At 39.9% G+C, this 19781-nt stretch carries 21 protein-coding genes; 1 reads left to right on the top strand and 20 read right to left on the bottom strand.

Annotated elements, in window-relative coordinates:
- Nucleotides 1-4: 4 nt before the first annotated feature.
- From leuB to HMPREF3112_RS07640, 3 genes are all read right to left on the bottom strand, one after another.
- Nucleotides 5-1042: a 3-isopropylmalate dehydrogenase gene (leuB, locus tag HMPREF3112_RS07650; protein ID WP_002884071.1), complete on the bottom strand. Its 1038-nt coding sequence runs from the start codon at nucleotides 1040-1042 to the stop codon at nucleotides 5-7.
- 18 nt (nucleotides 1043-1060) lie between these two features.
- A complete protein-coding gene (locus tag HMPREF3112_RS07645; protein WP_004182645.1) occupies nucleotides 1061-2617 on the bottom strand; it encodes a 2-isopropylmalate synthase in 1557 nt (518 codons plus the stop codon).
- 346 nt (nucleotides 2618-2963) lie between these two features.
- Nucleotides 2964-3656, bottom strand: a complete 693-nt coding sequence (locus tag HMPREF3112_RS07640) for a phosphoglycerate mutase (protein ID WP_002884137.1) — start codon at nucleotides 3654-3656, stop codon at nucleotides 2964-2966.
- A 256-nt stretch (nucleotides 3657-3912) separates the two neighbouring features.
- On the opposite strand from HMPREF3112_RS07640, the gene HMPREF3112_RS07635 reads away from it, so the two are divergent.
- The gene (locus HMPREF3112_RS07635) at nucleotides 3913-4848 is read left to right on the top strand and encodes a dihydroorotate oxidase (RefSeq protein WP_048674600.1); all 936 of its coding nucleotides are present in this window, start codon (nucleotides 3913-3915) and stop codon (nucleotides 4846-4848) included.
- Nucleotides 4849-4909: 61 nt separating this feature from the next.
- On the opposite strand, the gene HMPREF3112_RS07630 is transcribed toward HMPREF3112_RS07635, so the two are convergent.
- From HMPREF3112_RS07630 to recJ, 17 genes are all read right to left on the bottom strand, one after another.
- Entirely contained in the window at nucleotides 4910-5110 is a 201-nt protein-coding gene (locus HMPREF3112_RS07630) for a hypothetical protein (RefSeq protein ID WP_002883994.1), read from the bottom strand.
- Between the two features lie 59 nt (nucleotides 5111-5169).
- Complete coding sequence (locus HMPREF3112_RS07625) at nucleotides 5170-5445, bottom strand: HU family DNA-binding protein (RefSeq protein WP_002884048.1); 276 nt, start codon at nucleotides 5443-5445, stop codon at nucleotides 5170-5172.
- A gap of 136 nt (nucleotides 5446-5581) precedes the next feature.
- Nucleotides 5582-6154, bottom strand: a complete 573-nt coding sequence (locus HMPREF3112_RS07620; RefSeq protein ID WP_048674598.1) for a YpmS family protein — start codon at nucleotides 6152-6154, stop codon at nucleotides 5582-5584.
- Nucleotides 6147-7022 carry an SGNH/GDSL hydrolase family protein gene (locus tag HMPREF3112_RS07615; RefSeq protein WP_048674595.1) on the bottom strand — a complete coding sequence of 292 codons (876 nt, stop codon included), beginning with the start codon at nucleotides 7020-7022 and terminating at the stop codon, nucleotides 6147-6149. Before HMPREF3112_RS07615 ends, HMPREF3112_RS07620 begins: the two co-directional genes overlap by 8 nt.
- Nucleotides 7015-7851 carry a DegV family protein gene (locus tag HMPREF3112_RS07610; RefSeq protein WP_048674592.1) on the bottom strand — a complete coding sequence of 279 codons (837 nt, stop codon included), beginning with the start codon at nucleotides 7849-7851 and terminating at the stop codon, nucleotides 7015-7017. The genes HMPREF3112_RS07615 and HMPREF3112_RS07610 overlap by 8 nt, the downstream gene beginning before the upstream one ends.
- A gap of 69 nt (nucleotides 7852-7920) precedes the next feature.
- Nucleotides 7921-9591, bottom strand: a complete 1671-nt coding sequence (gene recN / locus HMPREF3112_RS07605) for a DNA repair protein RecN (protein WP_048674589.1) — start codon at nucleotides 9589-9591, stop codon at nucleotides 7921-7923.
- An 8-nt stretch (nucleotides 9592-9599) separates the two neighbouring features.
- Nucleotides 9600-10046, bottom strand: a complete 447-nt coding sequence (locus tag HMPREF3112_RS07600) for an arginine repressor (RefSeq protein WP_048674586.1) — start codon at nucleotides 10044-10046, stop codon at nucleotides 9600-9602.
- Entirely contained in the window at nucleotides 10033-10860 is an 828-nt protein-coding gene (locus HMPREF3112_RS07595; protein ID WP_070439044.1) for a TlyA family RNA methyltransferase, read from the bottom strand. Before HMPREF3112_RS07595 ends, HMPREF3112_RS07600 begins: the two co-directional genes overlap by 14 nt.
- Nucleotides 10853-11725 (bottom strand): polyprenyl synthetase family protein, encoded by an 873-nt coding sequence (locus HMPREF3112_RS07590; RefSeq protein ID WP_070439041.1) that lies wholly within the window; start codon nucleotides 11723-11725, stop codon nucleotides 10853-10855. The genes HMPREF3112_RS07595 and HMPREF3112_RS07590 overlap by 8 nt, the downstream gene beginning before the upstream one ends.
- Complete coding sequence (locus HMPREF3112_RS07585; protein ID WP_002884058.1) at nucleotides 11725-11940, bottom strand: exodeoxyribonuclease VII small subunit; 216 nt, start codon at nucleotides 11938-11940, stop codon at nucleotides 11725-11727. Before HMPREF3112_RS07585 ends, HMPREF3112_RS07590 begins: the two co-directional genes overlap by 1 nt.
- The gene (xseA, locus tag HMPREF3112_RS07580) at nucleotides 11930-13258 is read right to left on the bottom strand and encodes an exodeoxyribonuclease VII large subunit (protein WP_070439038.1); all 1329 of its coding nucleotides are present in this window, start codon (nucleotides 13256-13258) and stop codon (nucleotides 11930-11932) included. The genes HMPREF3112_RS07585 and xseA overlap by 11 nt, the downstream gene beginning before the upstream one ends.
- Before the next feature lie 186 nt (nucleotides 13259-13444).
- Nucleotides 13445-14206: a hypothetical protein gene (locus HMPREF3112_RS07575; protein WP_070439036.1), complete on the bottom strand. Its 762-nt coding sequence runs from the start codon at nucleotides 14204-14206 to the stop codon at nucleotides 13445-13447.
- 127 nt (nucleotides 14207-14333) lie between these two features.
- A complete protein-coding gene (gene nth, locus HMPREF3112_RS07570) occupies nucleotides 14334-14978 on the bottom strand; it encodes an endonuclease III (protein WP_070439033.1) in 645 nt (214 codons plus the stop codon).
- Nucleotides 14978-15676 (bottom strand): DnaD domain-containing protein, encoded by a 699-nt coding sequence (locus HMPREF3112_RS07565; RefSeq protein ID WP_070439030.1) that lies wholly within the window; start codon nucleotides 15674-15676, stop codon nucleotides 14978-14980. Before HMPREF3112_RS07565 ends, nth begins: the two co-directional genes overlap by 1 nt.
- Before the next feature lie 71 nt (nucleotides 15677-15747).
- A complete protein-coding gene (gene metA / locus HMPREF3112_RS07560; RefSeq protein WP_004182659.1) occupies nucleotides 15748-16692 on the bottom strand; it encodes a homoserine O-acetyltransferase MetA in 945 nt (314 codons plus the stop codon).
- A 172-nt stretch (nucleotides 16693-16864) separates the two neighbouring features.
- A complete protein-coding gene (locus HMPREF3112_RS07555; protein WP_070439027.1) occupies nucleotides 16865-17383 on the bottom strand; it encodes an adenine phosphoribosyltransferase in 519 nt (172 codons plus the stop codon).
- 118 nt (nucleotides 17384-17501) lie between these two features.
- Nucleotides 17502-19703 carry a single-stranded-DNA-specific exonuclease RecJ gene (gene recJ, locus HMPREF3112_RS07550; protein ID WP_070439025.1) on the bottom strand — a complete coding sequence of 734 codons (2202 nt, stop codon included), beginning with the start codon at nucleotides 19701-19703 and terminating at the stop codon, nucleotides 17502-17504.
- Nucleotides 19704-19781 lie beyond the last annotated feature (78 nt).

Raw genomic sequence — 19781 nt, 5'->3', positions numbered from 1 at the left:
GAGTTTAGAGATTGCTAATAATAGCTGCTGTCATTTCAGCAGTCGAAGCCTGACCACCCAAATCACGTGTCAAGATACCTTGATTCAAGGTCTTATCAACAGCATTTTCAATCAATTCTGCCCCTTCAGTTTCATTGAAACTTTCACGCAACATCATAGCTACTGATAAAATCATTGAAATTGGGTTGGCGATACCTTGACCAGCGATGTCTGGTGCTGAACCATGGATTGGTTCATAAAGACTCGGACCATTTTCAGAATGACTAGCAGATGGCATAACACCTAAAGTTCCTGGAAGGACACTTGATTCATCAGACAAGATATCTCCAAAAAGGTTTTCTGTCACAACCACGTCAAAACGAGCTGGGTTGGTAATCATGATCATTGCCGCACTATCGACGAGTTGGTGTTCAAGAGTTACATCTGGAAACTCCAAAGAAACTTCATCAGCAATCTTACGCCACAATTTAGAAGTTGCCAATACATTTTGTTTATCAATACTAGTGACCTTTTTGCCACGACCTTGGGCAATCTTGAAAGCACGACGCATGATACGACGAATCTCATCTGCTGAATAATCATTGATATCACGAGCCTTATCTTCTTCGAGAATATGTTCACCAAAGTAAATACCACCTGTAAGCTCACGAACAACGACGAAGTCTACTCCTTCGATACGCTCAGGTTTAAGAGGTGACAAGTGTTTCAAAGCATCAAAGATGCGGACAGGACGGATATTAGCAAAGAGATTCAACTCTTTACGAATGGCCAAGAGTCCTTGCTCAGGACGAACTGGCGCATTGTCATATTTAGGTCCACCAATTGCAGCCAAGAGGATAGCATCTGCTGATTTAGCAGCATCCAAAGTTGACTTAGGAAGTGGATGACCTTCGGCATCAATACCAGCACCACCAAATGGTTTAGCATCAATGTCATAATCAAATCCAATTTTTGAAGCTACTTTTTCAAGAACTTCAAGACCCGCTGCCATAATCTCAGGTCCAATTCCATCACCTGAAAGTGTTACAATTTTCTTTGTCATGTTTAAATCCTCTTTGGCTTATGGAAGGTCACGATAAGAAACTTTACGTGCCATCTCACCAGCATTTTCTTTTTGAACCAATGTATTAGCATTGATATAGGCAATTGCTGATGCTTTCAAGACATCAAAGTCCAAACCAGATGCATTGAAAATAGTATCTGTATCTACATTTTCAACAGTTACAAGTACACGCGCTTGCGCATCAATACCATCAGTTACAGCGTCAATATTATAAGAAGTCAAGCGAACTGTTTGGTTGAAGAATTTGTCAATAGCATTGAAGATAGCTTCAACTGACCCTTGACCATTGGCCAAAAATTCTACAGATTCACCGTCTTCATTAGCCAAGCTTACTGTAGCAGTGATTGTTTCATCAGCATTAGTAGTCAAGCGAAGATCTTCGAAGTGGAAACCTTCTGGATTATCTACACTAGTACCAGCAACAAGTGCACGAATGTCTGCATCTGTGATATCATGTTTTTTCCCAGCCAAGACTTTAAATTTGGCAAAGAGTGGTTTGATATCTTCTTCAACAAAGTCAAGCTCAAGTTCTTTCAATTTTTCAACAAAGGCATGACGTCCTGACAATTTACCAAGAGGAAGACTGTTACTCTTCACACCTACCAATTCTGGTGTGAAGATTTCATAAGTTTGTGGGTTCTTAAGAACACCATCTTGGTGGATACCTGATTCATGAGAGAAGGCATTTCCACCAACAACAGCTTTATTTTTAGGAACAGGAATTCCAGAGAAGCGAGAAACAAGCTCTGAAGTATTCATTGTTTCATTAAGAACAATATCACTTGTTGCTTGGAAGAAGTCTTCACGAATTTTCAAAGCAACAGCTACTTCTTCAAGAGCAACATTACCCGCACGCTCACCAATACCATTGACTGTTCCCTGAACACGTCCAGCACCATGTTTAATTGCTGTCAAAGTATTTGCAGTTGCCATACCAAGGTCATCGTGGCAGTGAACACCAAAGACAACTTTATGATCTGATTTAATATTTTCAGTCAAGTGATCAAAAATACGTGCAAACTCTTCTGGAGTCGTAAAGCCAACTGTATCAGGAATATTAATATATGAGGCACCAGCATCAACTGCTGTTTGAACAACTTCAGTCAAGAAATCAAGCTCAGTACGAGTAGCATCTTCAGGAGAAAACTCAACAACTTCAAATTTTGAACGTGCATATGACACATGTTCTTTTACAGCTTCAAGAATTTCTTCTTTTGATTTCTTCAATTTAAACTCACGATGAATCGGACTTGTTGCGATAAAGACATGAATTTGTGGATACTTAGCATCTTTCAAAGCTTCATAACAAGCATCAATATCAGATTTTACTGAACGAGCCAAACCAGTAACAGAAGTTGTTGTCATAGCTTCTGCAATTTGTTTTACTGCCTCAAATGAATCTGGACTAGCTGCAGGGAAACCTGCTTCGATTACAGAAATTCCCCATTTTTCAAGTTGCTTAGCAATGGCAACTTTTTCTTTGATTGAGAAGTTAACTCCAGGTGTTTGTTCCCCATCACGAAGACTTGTATCAAAAAATTCAACTTTACGCATAGACAATCCTCTTTCTAAAAGTAAAAACGATAGTAGTAAAAAAACATCTCACTCGGAAACCCAAGCGAGATGTTTTTACCTCCCGCTTGGTAAGCCAAACAGGACTAATGCTTTTGCACTAGCCCTCATTACGCAATAGCAAAACAGTTGTAGTTGCGAATGTCATTTGACTCATTTCCTTTCGATGTATCTTGGTTAATATGATACATCTTTCCAACTTGAAAGTCAAGGAAAAATTACTGAATTGACTGACTTTTCTGACCACTATTTACATTTATTTTCAGTAAAAGAAAAAAGCTGACCGAAGTCAACTTTTTAATTGTTAATGATAACTACTTATCTCAGCTTATTTTCCGAGGTAGTATTCGTTAACAACGTTCAATTTTTCGTCAAATTCGAATACCAATGGTGGGAAGTTTGGAATTTCAACATCCATGATTTCGTCGTCTGACAATTGTTTGATGTGTTTAACAAGGGCACGGATTGAGTTACCGTGTGCACCTACGAATACGTTTTTACCATCTTTAAGAGCTGGAGCGATTTTATCTTCCCAAAATGGAAGGGCACGTTCCAAAGTAACTTTCAAGTTTTCAGCATCTGGAATTACTGAATCGTCAAGTGAAGCGTAACGACGGTCAGTGTGTGCTGAGTGCTCATCATCACGATCCATTGCTGGAGGCAATACATCGTATGAACGACGCCAAATGTGAACTTGCTCATCACCAAATTGTTCAGCAGCTTCTGCTTTGTTTTTACCAGTCAAACCACCGTAGTGACGTTCGTTCAAGCGCCATGATTTTTCAACTGGAACCCAAAGTTGGTCAGATGCTTCAAGAGCCAAGTTAGTTGTTTTGATCGCACGTTTCAATACTGAAGTGTATGCTTGATCAAATTCGATACCAGCTTCTTTGATCAATTTACCAGCGTCGATAGCTTGTTGAGTACCTTTTTCAGAAAGATCTACGTCAGCCCAACCTGTGAAAAGGTTAGCTTTGTTCCATTCAGACTCACCGTGGCGAGCGAAAACCAATTTTACCATTAGTTATGTCTCCTTTTTATTTTGGGTTAAACCCATTTACTCCCTCTATTCTACCCAAAAAACCTTGAAAAAGCTAGCATAATCCAAAAAATTCTGTAAAATTCTATTACATCCTGTCAGTCTCAAAAGCGAAGGTATTAGAAATTCACTTTAGATGCTTTTGCATATCCATTATTTCCTTGTTTTAGGCCTTCATTCATGCTAAAATGAGATGAATTAGTAACATTTTACATTGTTATCTTTAAAGGAGGATCTTATGGTTTCTACTGCTACAAAAGTTGGTCAGTTTACATTTTCTAACTGTCTTATGAATGCTGCGGGTGTTCATTGTATGACTAAGGGAGAATTGGCAGAGGTCGAGGCTTCAGCTGCAGGTTCATTCGTCACAAAAACAGGGACACTTGAAGCCCGCCCTGGTAATCCTGAACCACGTTATGTTAATGTCCCTCTTGGGTCAATCAACTCAATGGGCTTGCCAAATAACGGTTTTGAATACTACCTTGACTATGTCATTGAATTGCAAAAGCAACCCAATACAAAAAATCATTTTCTTTCACTTGTTGGTCTCTCACCTGAGGAAACGCATACTATTCTTAAAAAAGTTCAAGAAAGTGACTACGAGGGGCTTGTAGAACTCAACCTTTCATGTCCTAACGTTCCAGGTAAACCTCAAATTGCTTACGATTTTGAAACAACAACCGAGATCCTAACTGAGGTCTTCTCTTACTTTACGAAACCTCTTGGTGTGAAATTACCACCATATTTTGATATTGTGCACTTTGACCAAGCTGCTGCAGTGTTCAACCAATTCCCACTTGTCTTTGTTAACTGTGTGAACTCAATTGGTAATGGGCTTTACATTGAAGATGAATCTGTTGTCATCAAACCCAAGAATGGTTTTGGTGGTATCGGGGGTGACTACATCAAACCTACTGCCTTAGCAAACGTTCACGCTTTCTACCAACGTCTGAAACCTGAAATCCAAATTATTGGTACTGGTGGTGTCAAATCTGGTCGTGATGCCTTTGAACACATCCTCTGTGGTGCAAGTATGGTACAAGTGGGTACTGCCCTTCAAAAAGAAGGTGTCGCTGTTTTTGACCGTATTACTAAAGAACTTAAAGAAATCATGGAAGAAAAAGGTTACGAAACTCTTGAAGACTTCCGAGGAAAACTTCACTACATTGACTAGTCTACAAAAAAAGTTTGGAAGGTCTTCCAAACTTTTTTATTATTTGATGAGGATTCTCTTATTAGACAAGACCATCATCGTCACGTTCATCCCAGTCTTCAAAAGGATCCTTGCCCTCTTTCTCAGCTTGAAGACGTTTCTGACGAGCTTCTTCGATTTGTTTTTCACTTGGCTTCATCAGTTTGCTAATAGCAACAATACCTGATAGTTTAATAACAGTAAAAACCAAAAGAAAAATCAATACCACTGTTATGGTTTTCATAGATTTCCTTAACTTATTTCGTATAAATCAAAACCCCTAAAAACTTAGGGGTTTTTACATTATTTAACTGCGTCTTTAAGAGCTTTACCAGCTTTAAATGCAGGAACTTTAGAAGCTGCGATTGAGATAGCTTCACCAGTTTGTGGGTTACGACCTTGACGAGCAGCGCGTTCGCGTACTTCAAAGTTACCGAAACCGATCAATTGTACTTTTTCACCTGCAGCAAGGAATTCTTCGATAGAAGCGAAAACTGCATCTACAGCTGCTGCTGAATCTTTTTTAGTAAGCTCAGTTGCTTCTGCAACTTTAGCGATCAAATCTTGTTTGTTAGCCATTGTAACAATCCTCCAATTTATTTCTAAGCGAATAGTTTTTTTAGCGCTTGAACAAGTATTATCTTATCCTAAAAGGCCTATGAGGTCAAGTAATAAACGCTAATTTAATCGCTTTTTTGCAAAAAGTAAAGGCTTTTTAATTTATTGTCTTATAGATGTCAAATTCGATACGGTCATTAACCAAATCAAGGCTTTGAGCACGTGCTGTTATCCCCTTCTCATTCTTCATAGACTGAATATTTAGGGTAACCTTTCCCTTCTTACTATCGATGGCGATGTAATCAGGAAGGTTGGTTGAACGTTTAATCATCTTAAGGACATCCGAAACAGGCAGTTTCAAGGTTCCAGCTGAAAGCTCAGAAACATGAAGTACAATTGCTCCTGATTCACTAACAACCGGCGTAAAGTAGACATAAAGAGGAACAGGATGACCTAAAACCTTATAGCTACTTTCGAAAACAATTTTAGAATTGGTAACCTTGACCTTGAAAAGCATCTTATCGGTCGAATAATCTTGGGCAAAGCCTGTAAGAGCAGCGTCAAGCTCCTCCCTAGTCATACTATACTTACCAATTTTAGTTGCTCCCTTAGGTAGGGATACAGAACTCGTCGTCTCCACTGGAGTCATGATTCTATAGGCCACAACACTAACTAAGGCTAGATTTAAGGCCAAGAGTCCTAAAAATAACCACTTCCATATCTTACTCACCTGACCACTCCTTCTTTGTTTGGTTAATACGTTTCAAAATGGCATCTGACATAATTTGATAACCTGTATTATTTGGATGAAAATGATCATCCTCAAAAAGAGCATCATTCAGGCTATCTTGAGAAGATTTACTAGACTGAGACGAATCATCAGAGCTTGTAACACCGCCCTTACCGTCAATTCCCTTATAAAGCAAATCATTTACAGGAACAAAATAGACATTATCGTACTTCTTGCACACTTCTTCAGTAGATTGGTTCCAATTATCCACGATAGTTTGCATTTCTGTCATCTCTGGAAAATTAAGATAAAAAGGATTGTAAATACCAACAATATAAATTGGCAATGTTTTATTATTCTTACGAGCAAGCTCAATAATCTGTCCTAATCTCTTTTGATAGGCCTGAGCTGGCTTAGTGAAGGTGTCTACATTAAGATTAGTGATATTGTCCTTAATGACATGGATTACATCATTACCTCCAACTGTAAGAGTCATCACTTTAGCCTTCTTGAGATCTCTTTGAATATCCTTCTTTTCTTGCATTCTCTTGAGAATTTGATTGCTCGTATTCCCTGCGATACCATAGTTGCGAGAGGTCACTTGCCAGTCAAAATCTGACTCTAAGGCCTGAGACAAAACAGGAACAAAGCCCCCTTGATTACTACTATCACCTACACCTTGCGTAAGGGAATCACCGATAGCAACATAGGTGACCTTTTCATTTTTAATAGATTTTATCTTTTCTGCAATTTTTGATGACTGATGCGCACTAGGAACTACAAAAATGAAGAAGCCGACAAATAAGAGAAAAAGCAAGAAGAAGCCTACAAGGCTTCTAACTAATTCTGATTCTTTCCACTTATTCATAACGAACCGTTACGGCAAAGGCGCCTTCACCAGTGTGCGTTTGAATGATGGAACCAGTCTCAAGGATTGAAATTGGAGCACCCAAAACCTCAAGTTTTTCAGCCATTTCATGTGCAAAATCAGGTGTCCCTGCATAAGAAATACCAATCTCTGCCACTTTGCGATCCTTGATACTATCAATATAAGAATCCAACCATTTCGTGAATGTCTTAGCACCACGACCCTTCGCAATGGTATTTAACTGATAGTCTTTCAACTCCATAATGACACGGATATTGAGCAATGAAGATAATAGACCTGTTACACGTCCGATACGGCCACCTTTGACAAGATTCTCAAGGGTAGACACACCGATATGAAGTTCAGATTTACTTTTTACTTCTTCCACATGTGCTACAATCTCATCAAGACTTGCTCCTGCTTCAGCTAGTTTAGCTGCTTCAACAACCTGAAACTTGAGACACTGATCTGTAAAGCCTGAATCGATAACGGTTACATCTGCTCCTGACAGGCTAGCTCCTTGACGTGAGGCTTCACATGTTCCAGAGAGTGTATGCATGATGTGGATAGCCACAATCTGTTCCGCACCTTCTTTGACAAGCTTTTCATATGTCTCAGCAAACAAACCTACTGGTGGTTGGCTAGTCTTTGGTAACTCTTTACTATGCTTCATCATATCCAAGAAACGGCCTTCTTCTCGAAGATCACTATCTGAATAGATGACACCGTCCACCATAACCGACAATGGAACAACAGTGATATTATATTTTTCAACCAATTCTGGTTCAATCGTAATTGACGAATCGGTTACAATTCTGATTTTACTCATATTTTTCTCGCTTAACACAAATTTTTATTCTATTATAGCATGACTGGAAAACTTTTCCCAAGTCTTTTTCTAAAGAGAGTCATCCACCTTTAACAAGGCTCTTGCTTGGCTCAAGGCAGCCTCTGTCACATTATCTCCTGCTAACATCTTAGCAATTTCTTGCACCCTTTCCTCAGGTGTCAAGAGACGAACACGAGAGACAGTCGTCTCATTATCGCTTTCCTTAGAAATAAAGAACTGATAATCAGCAATGGCAATAACTTGTGGAAGGTGACTGATGGCCAAGACCTGACCATGACTCCCAATCTTATGAATTTTCTGAGCGATGGCTTGGGCAACACGACCTGAAACGCCAGTATCAACCTCATCAAAGACAATACTTGTTTTGTCTTCTTTGCGGGCAAAGGCTGACTTAATCGCTAACATGAGTCGAGATAATTCTCCTCCTGAAGCAACCTTAACAAGCGGTTTAAAGCCTTCACCTGGATTGGTTGAGATGTAAAACTCAACCTGCTCATTGCCATCACGGTTAAATTTCCCTTTAGTAAAGGTAACTTTAAAATCAGCCTTATCCATGTAAAGGTCGCATAACTCGTTCTTAATTTCAGCTTCAAGAGCCTTAGCTATTTGATGGCGTGCCGTTTGTAGTGTCTCTGCAGACGCTAGCAGATCTTTTTCAAGTTGCTTAAGCTCTTGTTCCATGGCATCTGACGAACTGGAATTGCCAGTCAGAAGATTGTACTCTTTACTTGAATTTTCCAGATAATCCAAGACGTCATCAACAGTTCCACCATATTTACGAGTAATTGCATTAATCGTATCTAAGCGGTGTTCAATCTCTTGCAAACGCCCAGCATCAAAGTCCAAATTATCCAAAAGGTCACCAAGTTGCTTAGTGACATCTTCAAGAACATAATAGGCTTCTGATAGATTTCCAGAGAGTTCTTTGTAATCAGAGTCATACTCTTCAAGAGACTGGAGGTCGTTCATAGCAGAACGGACATTTGAAAGGCTTGAAAAATCTTCATTATCCAGCATGACATAGGTATTAGTTAAGGTATCAGCAATCTGCTTATGGTTAAGAAGCTTATCTCGCTCCTTCATCAATGCCAAATCTTCTCCTGATTTTAGAGAGACTGCTTCAATTTCTGCAATCTGAAAAGCTAGCATTTCAATTCGAGCCTTATGCTCCTGCTCATTTTTCTGCTTTTCAAGAACAGCTTTTCTTAACTCACGATAGCGGTCAAAATACTCTTGGTATTCTTTCTTTGTTTGGAAAAATTCCTTATCCCCAAAGGCATCAAGCATGGTAATATGCAGAGCAGGTTTCATAAGTTCTTCCTGGTCATGCTGTCCATGGATATCTACCAAGAAGTGCCCAACAGCTTTAAGCGTCGTTAAATTGACCATCTGTCCATTGATGCGACTAACACTTCTACCATTTTGGAAGATTTCACGACGGATAATCAATTCATCCTCGACAGGAATCCCATTATCTTCCAAGATACTAACCAAGGCAGGATTTTGTTCGATTGAAAAGAAGCCCTGAATTTCAGCCTTAGATGCTGAATGACGGACGACTTCGCTTGAGGCACGTGCGCCCAACATAAGATTCATGGCATCTATAATAATGGACTTACCAGCACCTGTTTCACCAGTAAGGACGGTCATACCATTCTCAAAGTTTAGAGAAATCTCTTCAATAATTGCGAAATTCTTTATCGTAATTTCGAGAAGCATAGGCCCTCCTATTCTTCAACCCACTTAATGATTTGCCCCTGTAGTTCGATAGCTGCTAACTCTGACTGAGCCACTAAAAAGAGGGTATCATCGTCAGCAATGACACTAAAAATCAAATGCTTGTACTCATCCAAAAGAATCTTCTTGATGAGGCGGCTTGTCCCAGGTTGAACAACGATATTCATAAAGGCATGTTGACGATCAACACGCAACAAGCGACGGGGCGCAACAGATGTTCCACCTACTCGTCTAGGAACAGTTGAGAGCCCATAGATGTAAGAACCGTCTTCAGTTGGCACCTTGGTAATACCAATTTCATTGATATCACGCGATACAGTCGCTTGAGTAGCCTTTAATCCCTCATTTTGAAGTAATTTTACCAATTCTCCCTGGGTCGTAATTTTATTTTCTTGGACAATCTTTCGGATTAACTCCAAACGATCATTCTTCTTCATTCTTTTTAAACTCCTTATGTGCTTGTGCTACAACTTCCTTAATAGAGGTTTGAGCATCATTTTGAGGAGAATTTGTCTTCTCCAAGTGTGCGAGAAACTCAATGTTACCATGACCACCTTGGATAGGTGAAAAGTTCAGTTCTTTAACTGAAAAGCCATAGTCAACCGCAAAAGCTGTCACTGTTTCTAACACTTTTTCATGGACACTGCTCTCACGGACAATCCCGTTTTTCCCAATTTGTTCACGGCCAGCCTCAAATTGGGGTTTCACAAGAGCAACAACTTGCCCTCCATCAACCAATATCTTAGCCAAGGCCGGTAGAATCAGATTAAGAGAGATGAAGCTGACATCAATTGATGCAAAAGACGGTAACCCTTCCGTAAAATCGACAGGTTCAGCATAACGGAAATTATATTGCTCCATGGAACGAACACGCTCATCTTGACGCAATTTCCAAACCAACTGATTGGTACCGACATCCACGGCATAAACCAGTTTGGCCCCATTTTGAAGCATAACATCGGTAAAGCCACCTGTTGAAGCTCCAATATCAATGGTCGTCATGCCCTCAACTGACAGATTAAAAACTTTCAAGGCTTTTTCAAGTTTAAGCCCTCCACGACTCACATACTTGAGTTTTTCACCTTTGAGCTTTAACTCTGTACCATCGTCAATTTTTTCACCAGGCTTATCGTAACGCTCACCATTGATAACATTCACAACTAAACCAGCCATTACGCCACGTTTAGCCTGTTCACGTGTTTCAAAAAGGCCTTGTTTATAAGCCAAGACGTCTACTCTTTCCTTAGGCATGGAGTCGTAACCTTTCTATGATTTCTATAATACTGTCTTTCTTGAAACCTTGAGTCTCAGCTAGATTTTGGAAAATAGCCTCCGCTTTATTAAGTGATTCCTCGAGGATAGCATGTGATTTTTCAAGACCAAGCAGAGCCGGATAGGTTGATTTTCCAGCAACTACATCTTTTCCAGGTGTCTTCCCAAGTTCTTCGAAATCAGCAGTCACATCCAAAATATCATCACGTACTTGAAAGGCAAGACCAATCAAGTGACCAGCTTCTTGAAGGTTTTCCAAGACCTGTTGATCTTTTTGAGCAACAATACCAGCCGCCACAAAAGGAAAGGTTAAAAGCTTACCTGTCTTATGCTCATGAATCTTAGCCAGTTGCGATAAATCAAGTTCCTGACCTTCACCCTTCATATCCAGCATCTGACCACCTACCATACCGAAGGTTCCTGAGGAATGAGACAATACTTGAATCAATTGAACTCGAATTTCTGCGGATAGGTCTGTTTGAGCCAGGAGGTCAAATGGATCCAAAAAGAGAGAATCTCCAGCCAAGATTGCCGTTGCTTCATCGAATTTCTTATGGTTGGTTAAACGTCCTCGACGGTAATCATCATCATCCATGGCCGGCAGATCGTCGTGAATAAGACTTCCAGTATGAATCATTTCAAGACTCGCTGCGACATCGAAATGACTAGGAGTAAGCTCTAAACCAAATCCTTCAAGTAAATCTAAGAAAATCAGTGGACGAATGCGCTTGCCTCCACTATCAACTGAATAAAGGATGGCAGTGATTAAATCACTTGATACAGGAAGATTCTTTTTTTGGTAGTAATCACGGATAGCCGCATCAATTTTATTTAGCTTGCTCATTAGGCATCCATTTCCGTTTCTGTACCATCTGCTTGCATAACCTTAACCAGTGTTTTTTCAGCATCTTCCAAGGTCTTCTGCAAATCTTTAGACAAGGCCATACCTTTTTGGAACTCAGCAATAGCATCCTCAAGAGCAACATCACCTGTTTCGAGCTTAGTGACGATAGCTTCTAAGTCCTGTAAATTTTCCTCAAATGTTTTTTTAGTTGACATTTTTCACCTCTACTTCTAGTTCTCCATCTCTCATTTGGACGGTTAATTGATCACCTTCGGTAATATTCTTGGTACTTGTTAAAGGTTTATCATCTTTCTTGACAATGGCATAACCCCTTGCAACAATACGGCTAGTATCTAGAGACAATAAGGCATCCTGTGCCTTTTCTAATCTCACACGCTTACCATTAATGGTATTCTTGGTTGTAGTCACCAATAAACGTTGCAAAGACTCTCGACGGTCTTGGTAGTTCTGAACACTAGTCAGAAGATTTAAGCCTTGTAATCGTTGTCTCAAAAGTTCCGCTTCTTTTTGTTTTCGCTCGAAATCTTGACTCATAAAGGTTTCAAGCCTTGTTGTTAGTCGATCCAACTTTTGTAGATAACCATCGTAAAGGCGCTCAGGTTGCCTAAAGACAACAGATTGTGACAATTTGGCCAAGCGTTCCTGGTTATATTGTATACGTCTCAAACAGGCTTGATAGGCTCTATTTTGTCTTTCACGAATCCAAACTAAGGTTTCAGCCTTTGATACCGGAGTCGCAAGTTCTGCTGCTGCTGTAGGCGTAGCAGCCCTACGGTCTGCAACAAAGTCAGCCAAAGTTGTATCTGTTTCGTGACCAACACTTGAAATCACAGGTAGACGACTCTCAAAAATGGACTGGACGACAATTTCCTCGTTAAAAGCCCAGAGATCTTCAATAGAACCTCCACCACGGCCAACGATAAGTAAATCTAGGTCATCCCTTTGATTGGCTTTTTGAATATTTTCAGCAATTTCCTGTGCAGCTCCTTCACCTTGAACCTTGGTTGGGAAAAGTAAGATTTCTACCCCAGGAAAACGGCGACTAACGGTCGTAATAATATCTCGAATAACCGCACCACTAGGACTAGTGACAACCCCAATTTTTTTGACAAAATTAGGCAGAGCTTGCTTATGACGATCATCAAAGTAGCCTTCTGCAGTCAATTTTTTACGAAGCTGCTCAAACTGGATGGCCAAAGCCCCAATACCATCTGGCTCTGCCTTCTCGATAATAATGGAATAAGAACCACTAGGCTCATAAATCTGGACCCGACCAACGACATTGATCTTCATCCCTTCTTCGAGTTCAAAACCAAGTTTTTTGAAAACTCCAGCCCAAATCGTCGCCTGAATAACAGCTCCTTCATCCTTTAGCGAAAAATATTGGTGACTCGGGCGTCGACGAAAATTGGAAACCTGCCCCGTCAAATATACACTCTCTAGATAAGGATCACGGTCAAATTTCATTTTCAAATATTTGGTTAAGGATGTGACCGATAAATAGTCTGACACGACAACTCTCCTTTATTTAAGCTATCCTTGAAAACCTGAAGACATTAAAAAAGTTCTGCAGAACTATCATCCCCAAATCTTCTCAGTCGGCTTTTTAATTGTATACACGATTACTTAAAATTATACCAAAAAAGACTGTCAAAAGACAGTCTCAACCACCATTGTCAGGTGTTTTATATGGTTTCATTAATCGGTTGTATATTTTTTTGAAACAACGTCCCAAGAATCGCTTGAACCATCAATACCACCATAGGCTTCGAGTTGTCCCTTCTTGTCCACACGGAAAAGAAGAACATCATTACCATAGGCATCATAAAGTTGAGCATATACCAATTCATCGTCATCGTCAGTCCATGAATAGACATTCCAACCTAGATTCTTATAATTTTCTCCTGTTGACCCCTGTTCTTTAGCATAAGTAGAAACTACCCAGTCTTCTAACTGTTGGTCAGACAAAGATGAGGTATCAACTTGAGAGGATTGGTTATCAGATGATGCTGCAGCTGCTTCCTTGCTTTTAGCCAACTGACCGTTTTTCCATGGATTTGTTACACTCTCTTTTTGGTTATTACTATACCACATCAAGGTAACCACAGGAATAACCACTGCAAGTACTGCAACAACTCCAATTACCCATCTAATGATATTAGGATCTTTGAGTTTATCAAAACTCGTAACTTTTCTTCCCTTTGTAGTTTCATTTTTACGACGTCTAAATTCGCTCACAGCTTTTTCCTCTTTTTCTTGAAAGTAGTCCCTTTTTTTCTTTTCCTCTTGTTCCAAGAGTTTTTGCACTTCCCTACGACCCTGCGGATCACTCGTTTGAGCCAATGAAATCTGCAACTGAAAAATACGATTATCCAAAGCTTGCTCATATTCTTTGGCTGCTTCTCTATCACCATTATCAGCTAAGGCTCTCAGATACTCTTCATTACTGAATTCAGCCATTCACTATATCGCTCCTGCTTCTAAATCGTTTCTTCTATTTTCTTAAAGCCTGAGACTTTTGTCAAGTTACTAGTTTGTAACAAATTCTTACAGCTGTAAAAAGCCGAAGAAAACCACATTCTCCAGCTTATTTCTTGGTTGTTTCTTTATAATACTTACAATAACTTTGAAGAGGACATGTCTGGCATTTAGGATTCTTAGCCAAGCAATGATAACGTCCAAAGAAAATCATACGGTGATGACTGATAATCCAATCCCTCTTTGGGATTTTCTTCATCAGTTCTGCTTCAATTTCCTCTACACTAGCATCCTCTGGCACGATATTTAGCCTCTTAGATACACGTGAGACATGCGTATCTACAGCAATAGAAGGGATGCCATAGACTTCAGCCAATACTACGTTAGCTGTTTTTCGTCCCACACCAGGTAGACTTTCCAATTCCTTATGCGTTTTCGGAACCTGTCCATCAAAATTCATTAAAACAGCTCTAGCAGTCTTGATGATGTTCTTTGCCTTATTCTTATAAAGACCGATTGTTCGCAAACACATCTCAACATCATCAAGATTAGCAGAAGCCAAATCCTCAATTTCTGGATAACGCGCCCACAAGCCTGGTGTAATCTTATTAACAGCCTTATCAGTTGTCTGGGCTGATAAAATAACAGCAACTAACAGTTGGAAAGGAGTTTCCCACTCCAACTCTCCATGAGCATTGGGAAACATCTCCCCCATGAGAGCTAGAGACTCATTAACACGTTTTCTTCCTAACATTATTGGCCACCCCATAATTGACGGGCTGCATCCATTCCTGTTTTGAAGTCATCCGAAACTTGGTGATGGTGCTTCTTACCTTGATGCTCCAAACGACGCTCTTCAACTTGAATTTTCGTCGTAATACCACTCAATTTCCAGTTACGCAGAACCCCTTTGATGTAATTCCAATTTGTCTTGCGGTTAAATACTGCTTCTTTCAAAGCCTCACGGATAAGCTCGGGATCAGTGTGTTCTTGTTGGATTTCCTTGTTTAAATCTTCGATAACCATAGGATTCAAGATTCCCAAAGCTTGTTCTAACTCATCTGTTAATTGCTTGATGAGCTGTGTATTTGTTGGCTGACCAACTACAGGCCCTGAGGTTGTCTTTTCATTGCTCACTAACTTGTCCAAAACTGCCAAGGCAGGTGAAGCATCTACAACCATCTCAATTTCATTATTAACCTTAATAGTCGTGAAATCAAGGAGCCCAGCCTCAGTCAATGTCGTAATACTTTTATTAACCTCAGTTGGTGTCTTTCCAGTTGCTTGCGCTATCTGACTAGAAGCCACTTCTCCAATCTGAGTTGTCGTTTGTAGATAGAGAAACTGCCAAACTAGAAAGTCATCCGCAGATGGAAAAATATCCTTAAAGTGGAAAAATAAAGCATTAGGAAGGACCAGATTGCCTGATCGATACTGTTCAAAAAAACTCATATTTACCTTTCAGAGTAGCTAGACACCCCAAAAGTCTTTATGCGCTCACATAAGTCTTTTGAGACTGTCTACTACAAATAACCGTAGAATGAAAAATCGTCTTCCAACTCTTCTAAACGATAAGGTGTTTCTTGATATACCGCATAGTTAATCCAATTGCTAAAGAAAGCAGATGCCGCAAGATTCCAACGAAGTTTAGGCTCCTGGCTTGGATCATCCTCTGGGAAATAGTTTGCCGGTACGTCTGGATTAATCCCTGCATCCAAATCTCTTCGGTATTCTCTGGCCAGAGTATCACGGTCATATTCAAAATGACCGAAACTATATACTTCACGAAGATTTTTACTTGCTAAAATAGATAAACCAACCTCTGGTCCTGACACAACAATATCTAAATCTGTCTTGTTTTTAATATCCTCGAGCGTAACCTCAGTATAGCGAGAGTGTGGTGACACAAAGCTATCATCAAAGCCATTCATAAGGAAGTTTTCAGGCATGTCAACCGTTTGTTTATAGATACCAGATAGTTTCTCTGATAATGGGACCTTGTCGACTCCATGCTTATAATAGAGACCTGCTTGAGCTCCCCAACACAGATGAAGGGTTGAATAGACATGCTTTTTAGACCAGTCAAAAACCTGTGTCAATTCTTGCCAATAATCAACTTCTTCAAAAGGCATTTGCTCAACAGGAGCACCTGTTACGATGAGACCATCATAATACTTATGCTTAATTTCATCAAAAGTCTTATAAAAGGTTTCCATATGTTCGGCATGGGTATTTTTTGACTTATGACTAGCCATATAAAGAAACTCGACGTTAATTTGAAGTGGCGTATTGGCCAAAAGACGTAGCAATTGAGTTTCCGTAACTTCTTTAGTAGGCATAAGATTAAGGATTAAGACCTCCATTGGTCGAATATCCTGGCTACTAGCTCTGTTCTCATCCATGATGAAGACATTTTCCGAACGCAATACATCAAGAGCTGGTAACTTATTATCAAGTTTTATAGGCATAACAATATCTCCATCCTTATTTATTCTATCTTCATATTATAAACCGGGGAGGTATTGTTATCAAATATATATTTTCTCTAGTTAGCTATAGCTTTAAACTATATTTAGAGGCCACCTTTGTTTTAAAAGAGTTAAAAAGGCCCTAAGGCCTTTTGTTAATTCATAGGTAGATTTACCCTGGGAAGTTCATCAATACTTTAGTATCGTAACCTTCAATAGCTTCACGTCCATTAAGACCATCAAGCTCAATCAAGAAGGCACAACCAGCAACGACACCACCTAGGCGCTCAATCATTTCAATTGTAGCTTTGACGGTACCACCAGTTGCCAAAAGATCATCAACGATAAGTACACGTTGACCTGGCTTGATTGCATCGGCATGCATACAAAGTGTATCAACACCATACTCTTTTTCGTAATTGGCTGAAATCACTTCACGTGGCAATTTACCAGGTTTACGAACTGGAGCAAAACCAATACCAAGTTCAAAAGCAACTGGACAACCAACGATGAAACCACGCGCTTCAGGACCAACAATCATGTCAATCTTCTTATCAGTCGCATACTGAACGATTTCACGGATAGCATAGCTATAAGCATTTCCATCAGCCATCAAAGGACTAATATCACGGAAAGTAACCCCTTCTTTCGGGTAGTTTTCAATAGATGCAATATAATCTTCTAATTTCATTTGTTCTTCCTATAGGCTTTTCGCCAAAAAAATATTTACATATCATTATAGCATGAAATAGTAAATTTAGAAAATGCTAACCCTCATTTCGAGACGAATCCTTTGGATTAAGACTCCCCTACTTATACAGCCAGTCATAAATTTCCTGTGGTGTTCCCAGAGCCATAAGTTCTTGGAACTTAACTAGTCGTTTCAGATCTTGGAAAATCTGACTGTCCTCAATCTCACGTTTTTCAGCTTCTTTATTGACTGTCATAACACCATTATCAATAGTCACAAAATCCAATTCATCAAAGATTTCAATCATCTTAATCAGAAGAATCTTATCAATTTTAAGGTAATGACTGAGCTCATCCAGTTTATAGCGGACATCGAATTCTGGGAATTGGTAAATGATTTTATAGAGTCTTGCAAATTGCTCTCTAGTTCCATAACCTGTCAGATAATAGGCTTCCTTAATGCTATTTTTAAAATAGATAGCCTGAAAATCTTTACCTTCAAACCACTCTTTTAATTCTGTCGCTGATTCAGGTAGGGTGTTGAGGACAACCGCAGGCTCTGTGTCTGCTGCTTCTTCTACCGATGGTACGCCTTCAGGCAGTGACATGTTTTTTGATCGAAAATCAAATAATTGAACACCATCTACACGCGCATCTTCTAGCATGAGCTGTAGCGTTGTCTGACCATTCCAAACATTAACAGACAAGGTCACTGCCAATTCCAAACCTTGAGCTTGTTGAAATTCTTGAAGCAGATTACCTTTATTAAAAGCGACAACGTCAAAGCTATCCTTGCCTTGCTTAACCTTAAACTTAAGATGGGCCCCATTTTGTCCCATTGTCCTAGCTTGAGTAACGGTAATATCATGTAGCCAAAAGACTGGCTTTTTATTATCCATACCAAAAGGTGCTAGTTTTTCAAGGCTCTTAATGGTATCCAAGCTAAGCTCGCTGAGTTGAAGCTCCTCGTCTAAATTAAGCGTATTTTTGGCACTCGTATCAATGTCATTATCGTAGACATAATGACACAAAATATCTGAGAGTTGACCAAGATTTTCCTCAGGAAGGGTCATCCCAGCTGCTCCAGCGTGTCCTCCAAAAGCAGTAAAGATGTCTCGGTGGTCATCAAGGGCATGGAAGATATTGATAGATTCCAAACTACGGGCTGAACCCTTAGCCAAGCCATCTTCAATATTCAAAACCACGACTGTCTGACTGATTTGTTCCATGATACGCCCCGCCACAATACCTAGGACACCAGGATGCCAACCTTCCTTGGCCAAAACCTGAACTGGTTTGTCCAAGTCTACCATGGTCATGGCTTCATCAAAGATTTTTTGAACAACTTCCTTACGTTCTTCATTTTTAGCATTGATTTCTAGAGCAATGGCCTGAGCTTCCTCATCGTCAAATCCGGTCAGCAATTCAATGGCTGGATTTGGATCATCTAAGCGTCCCAAGGCATTGAGTTGAGGAGCCAGTTTGAAACCTACCGTTTCTTCGGAAATCGTTGTTGGGTCTACATCTGAAATGCGGAGCAATTCTTGAAGCCCAATACGCTCAGTAGTCTTGAGAATTTCCAGACCTACCTTGACCATAATACGATTTTCATCCGTTAGGCTAACCATATCAGCAATGGTACCAATGGCTACCAAGTCCAACATCTCTGTAGGAATAGTTTCAAGGAGGGCAGTTGCCAATTTGAAAGCTACACCACATCCTGCCAAATACTTAAAAGGATAATCAGCATCTGGATACTCTGGATGGACAATGGCATAGGCATCTGGAAGCTGTGCCGGCATACTATGGTGGTCTGTAACGATAACGTCCACACCTTGCTCTTGTGCATAAGCAATAGCTTCATTTCCCGCTACCCCATTATCCACTGTAACAATGAGTGAAATGCCTTCCTGCTCAATGAAATACTTGTAGACACTTTCGTTTGGGCCATAACCATCTGTAAAACGGTTAGGCAAATAGACTCGAGCCTCAGCGCCCATCATTTCAAGGGCTTCCTTGACAATCGATGCTGATGTCATCCCATCCGCATCATAGTCTCCATAGACTAAGATTTGCTCGTAATTTTCAATGGCCTGACGAATCCTAGCCACTGCCTTGTCCATATCATGAAGAAGATAAGGGTCATGAAGATGTGATAGATCAGCCTTAAGAAAGTCTTCAAGGGCTTCTTCTGTCGTCACGCCACGTTCATAGGCAATCTTGGCTGCTGTTTCTGCCAGCCCATGTTCTTTGGCAAGTTTAAAAAAGCCAGCATCTGGCTCTTTTGTGTTTATTTTCCAATCATACGTTGATGTAATCATGTTTTTATATTTTCTCCCTGTCATCTAGTCTATCTATTATATCATGAATAAATTTATCATAGTGGATAGAAGCCTAAG

It is taken from the genome of Streptococcus sp. HMSC10E12, from assembly GCF_001807855.1.
Lineage (GTDB): Bacteria > Bacillota > Bacilli > Lactobacillales > Streptococcaceae > Streptococcus > Streptococcus salivarius.
The sequence above is the reverse complement of the archived record's forward strand: the minus strand, read 5'-3'. Positions and strand labels throughout refer to the sequence as shown.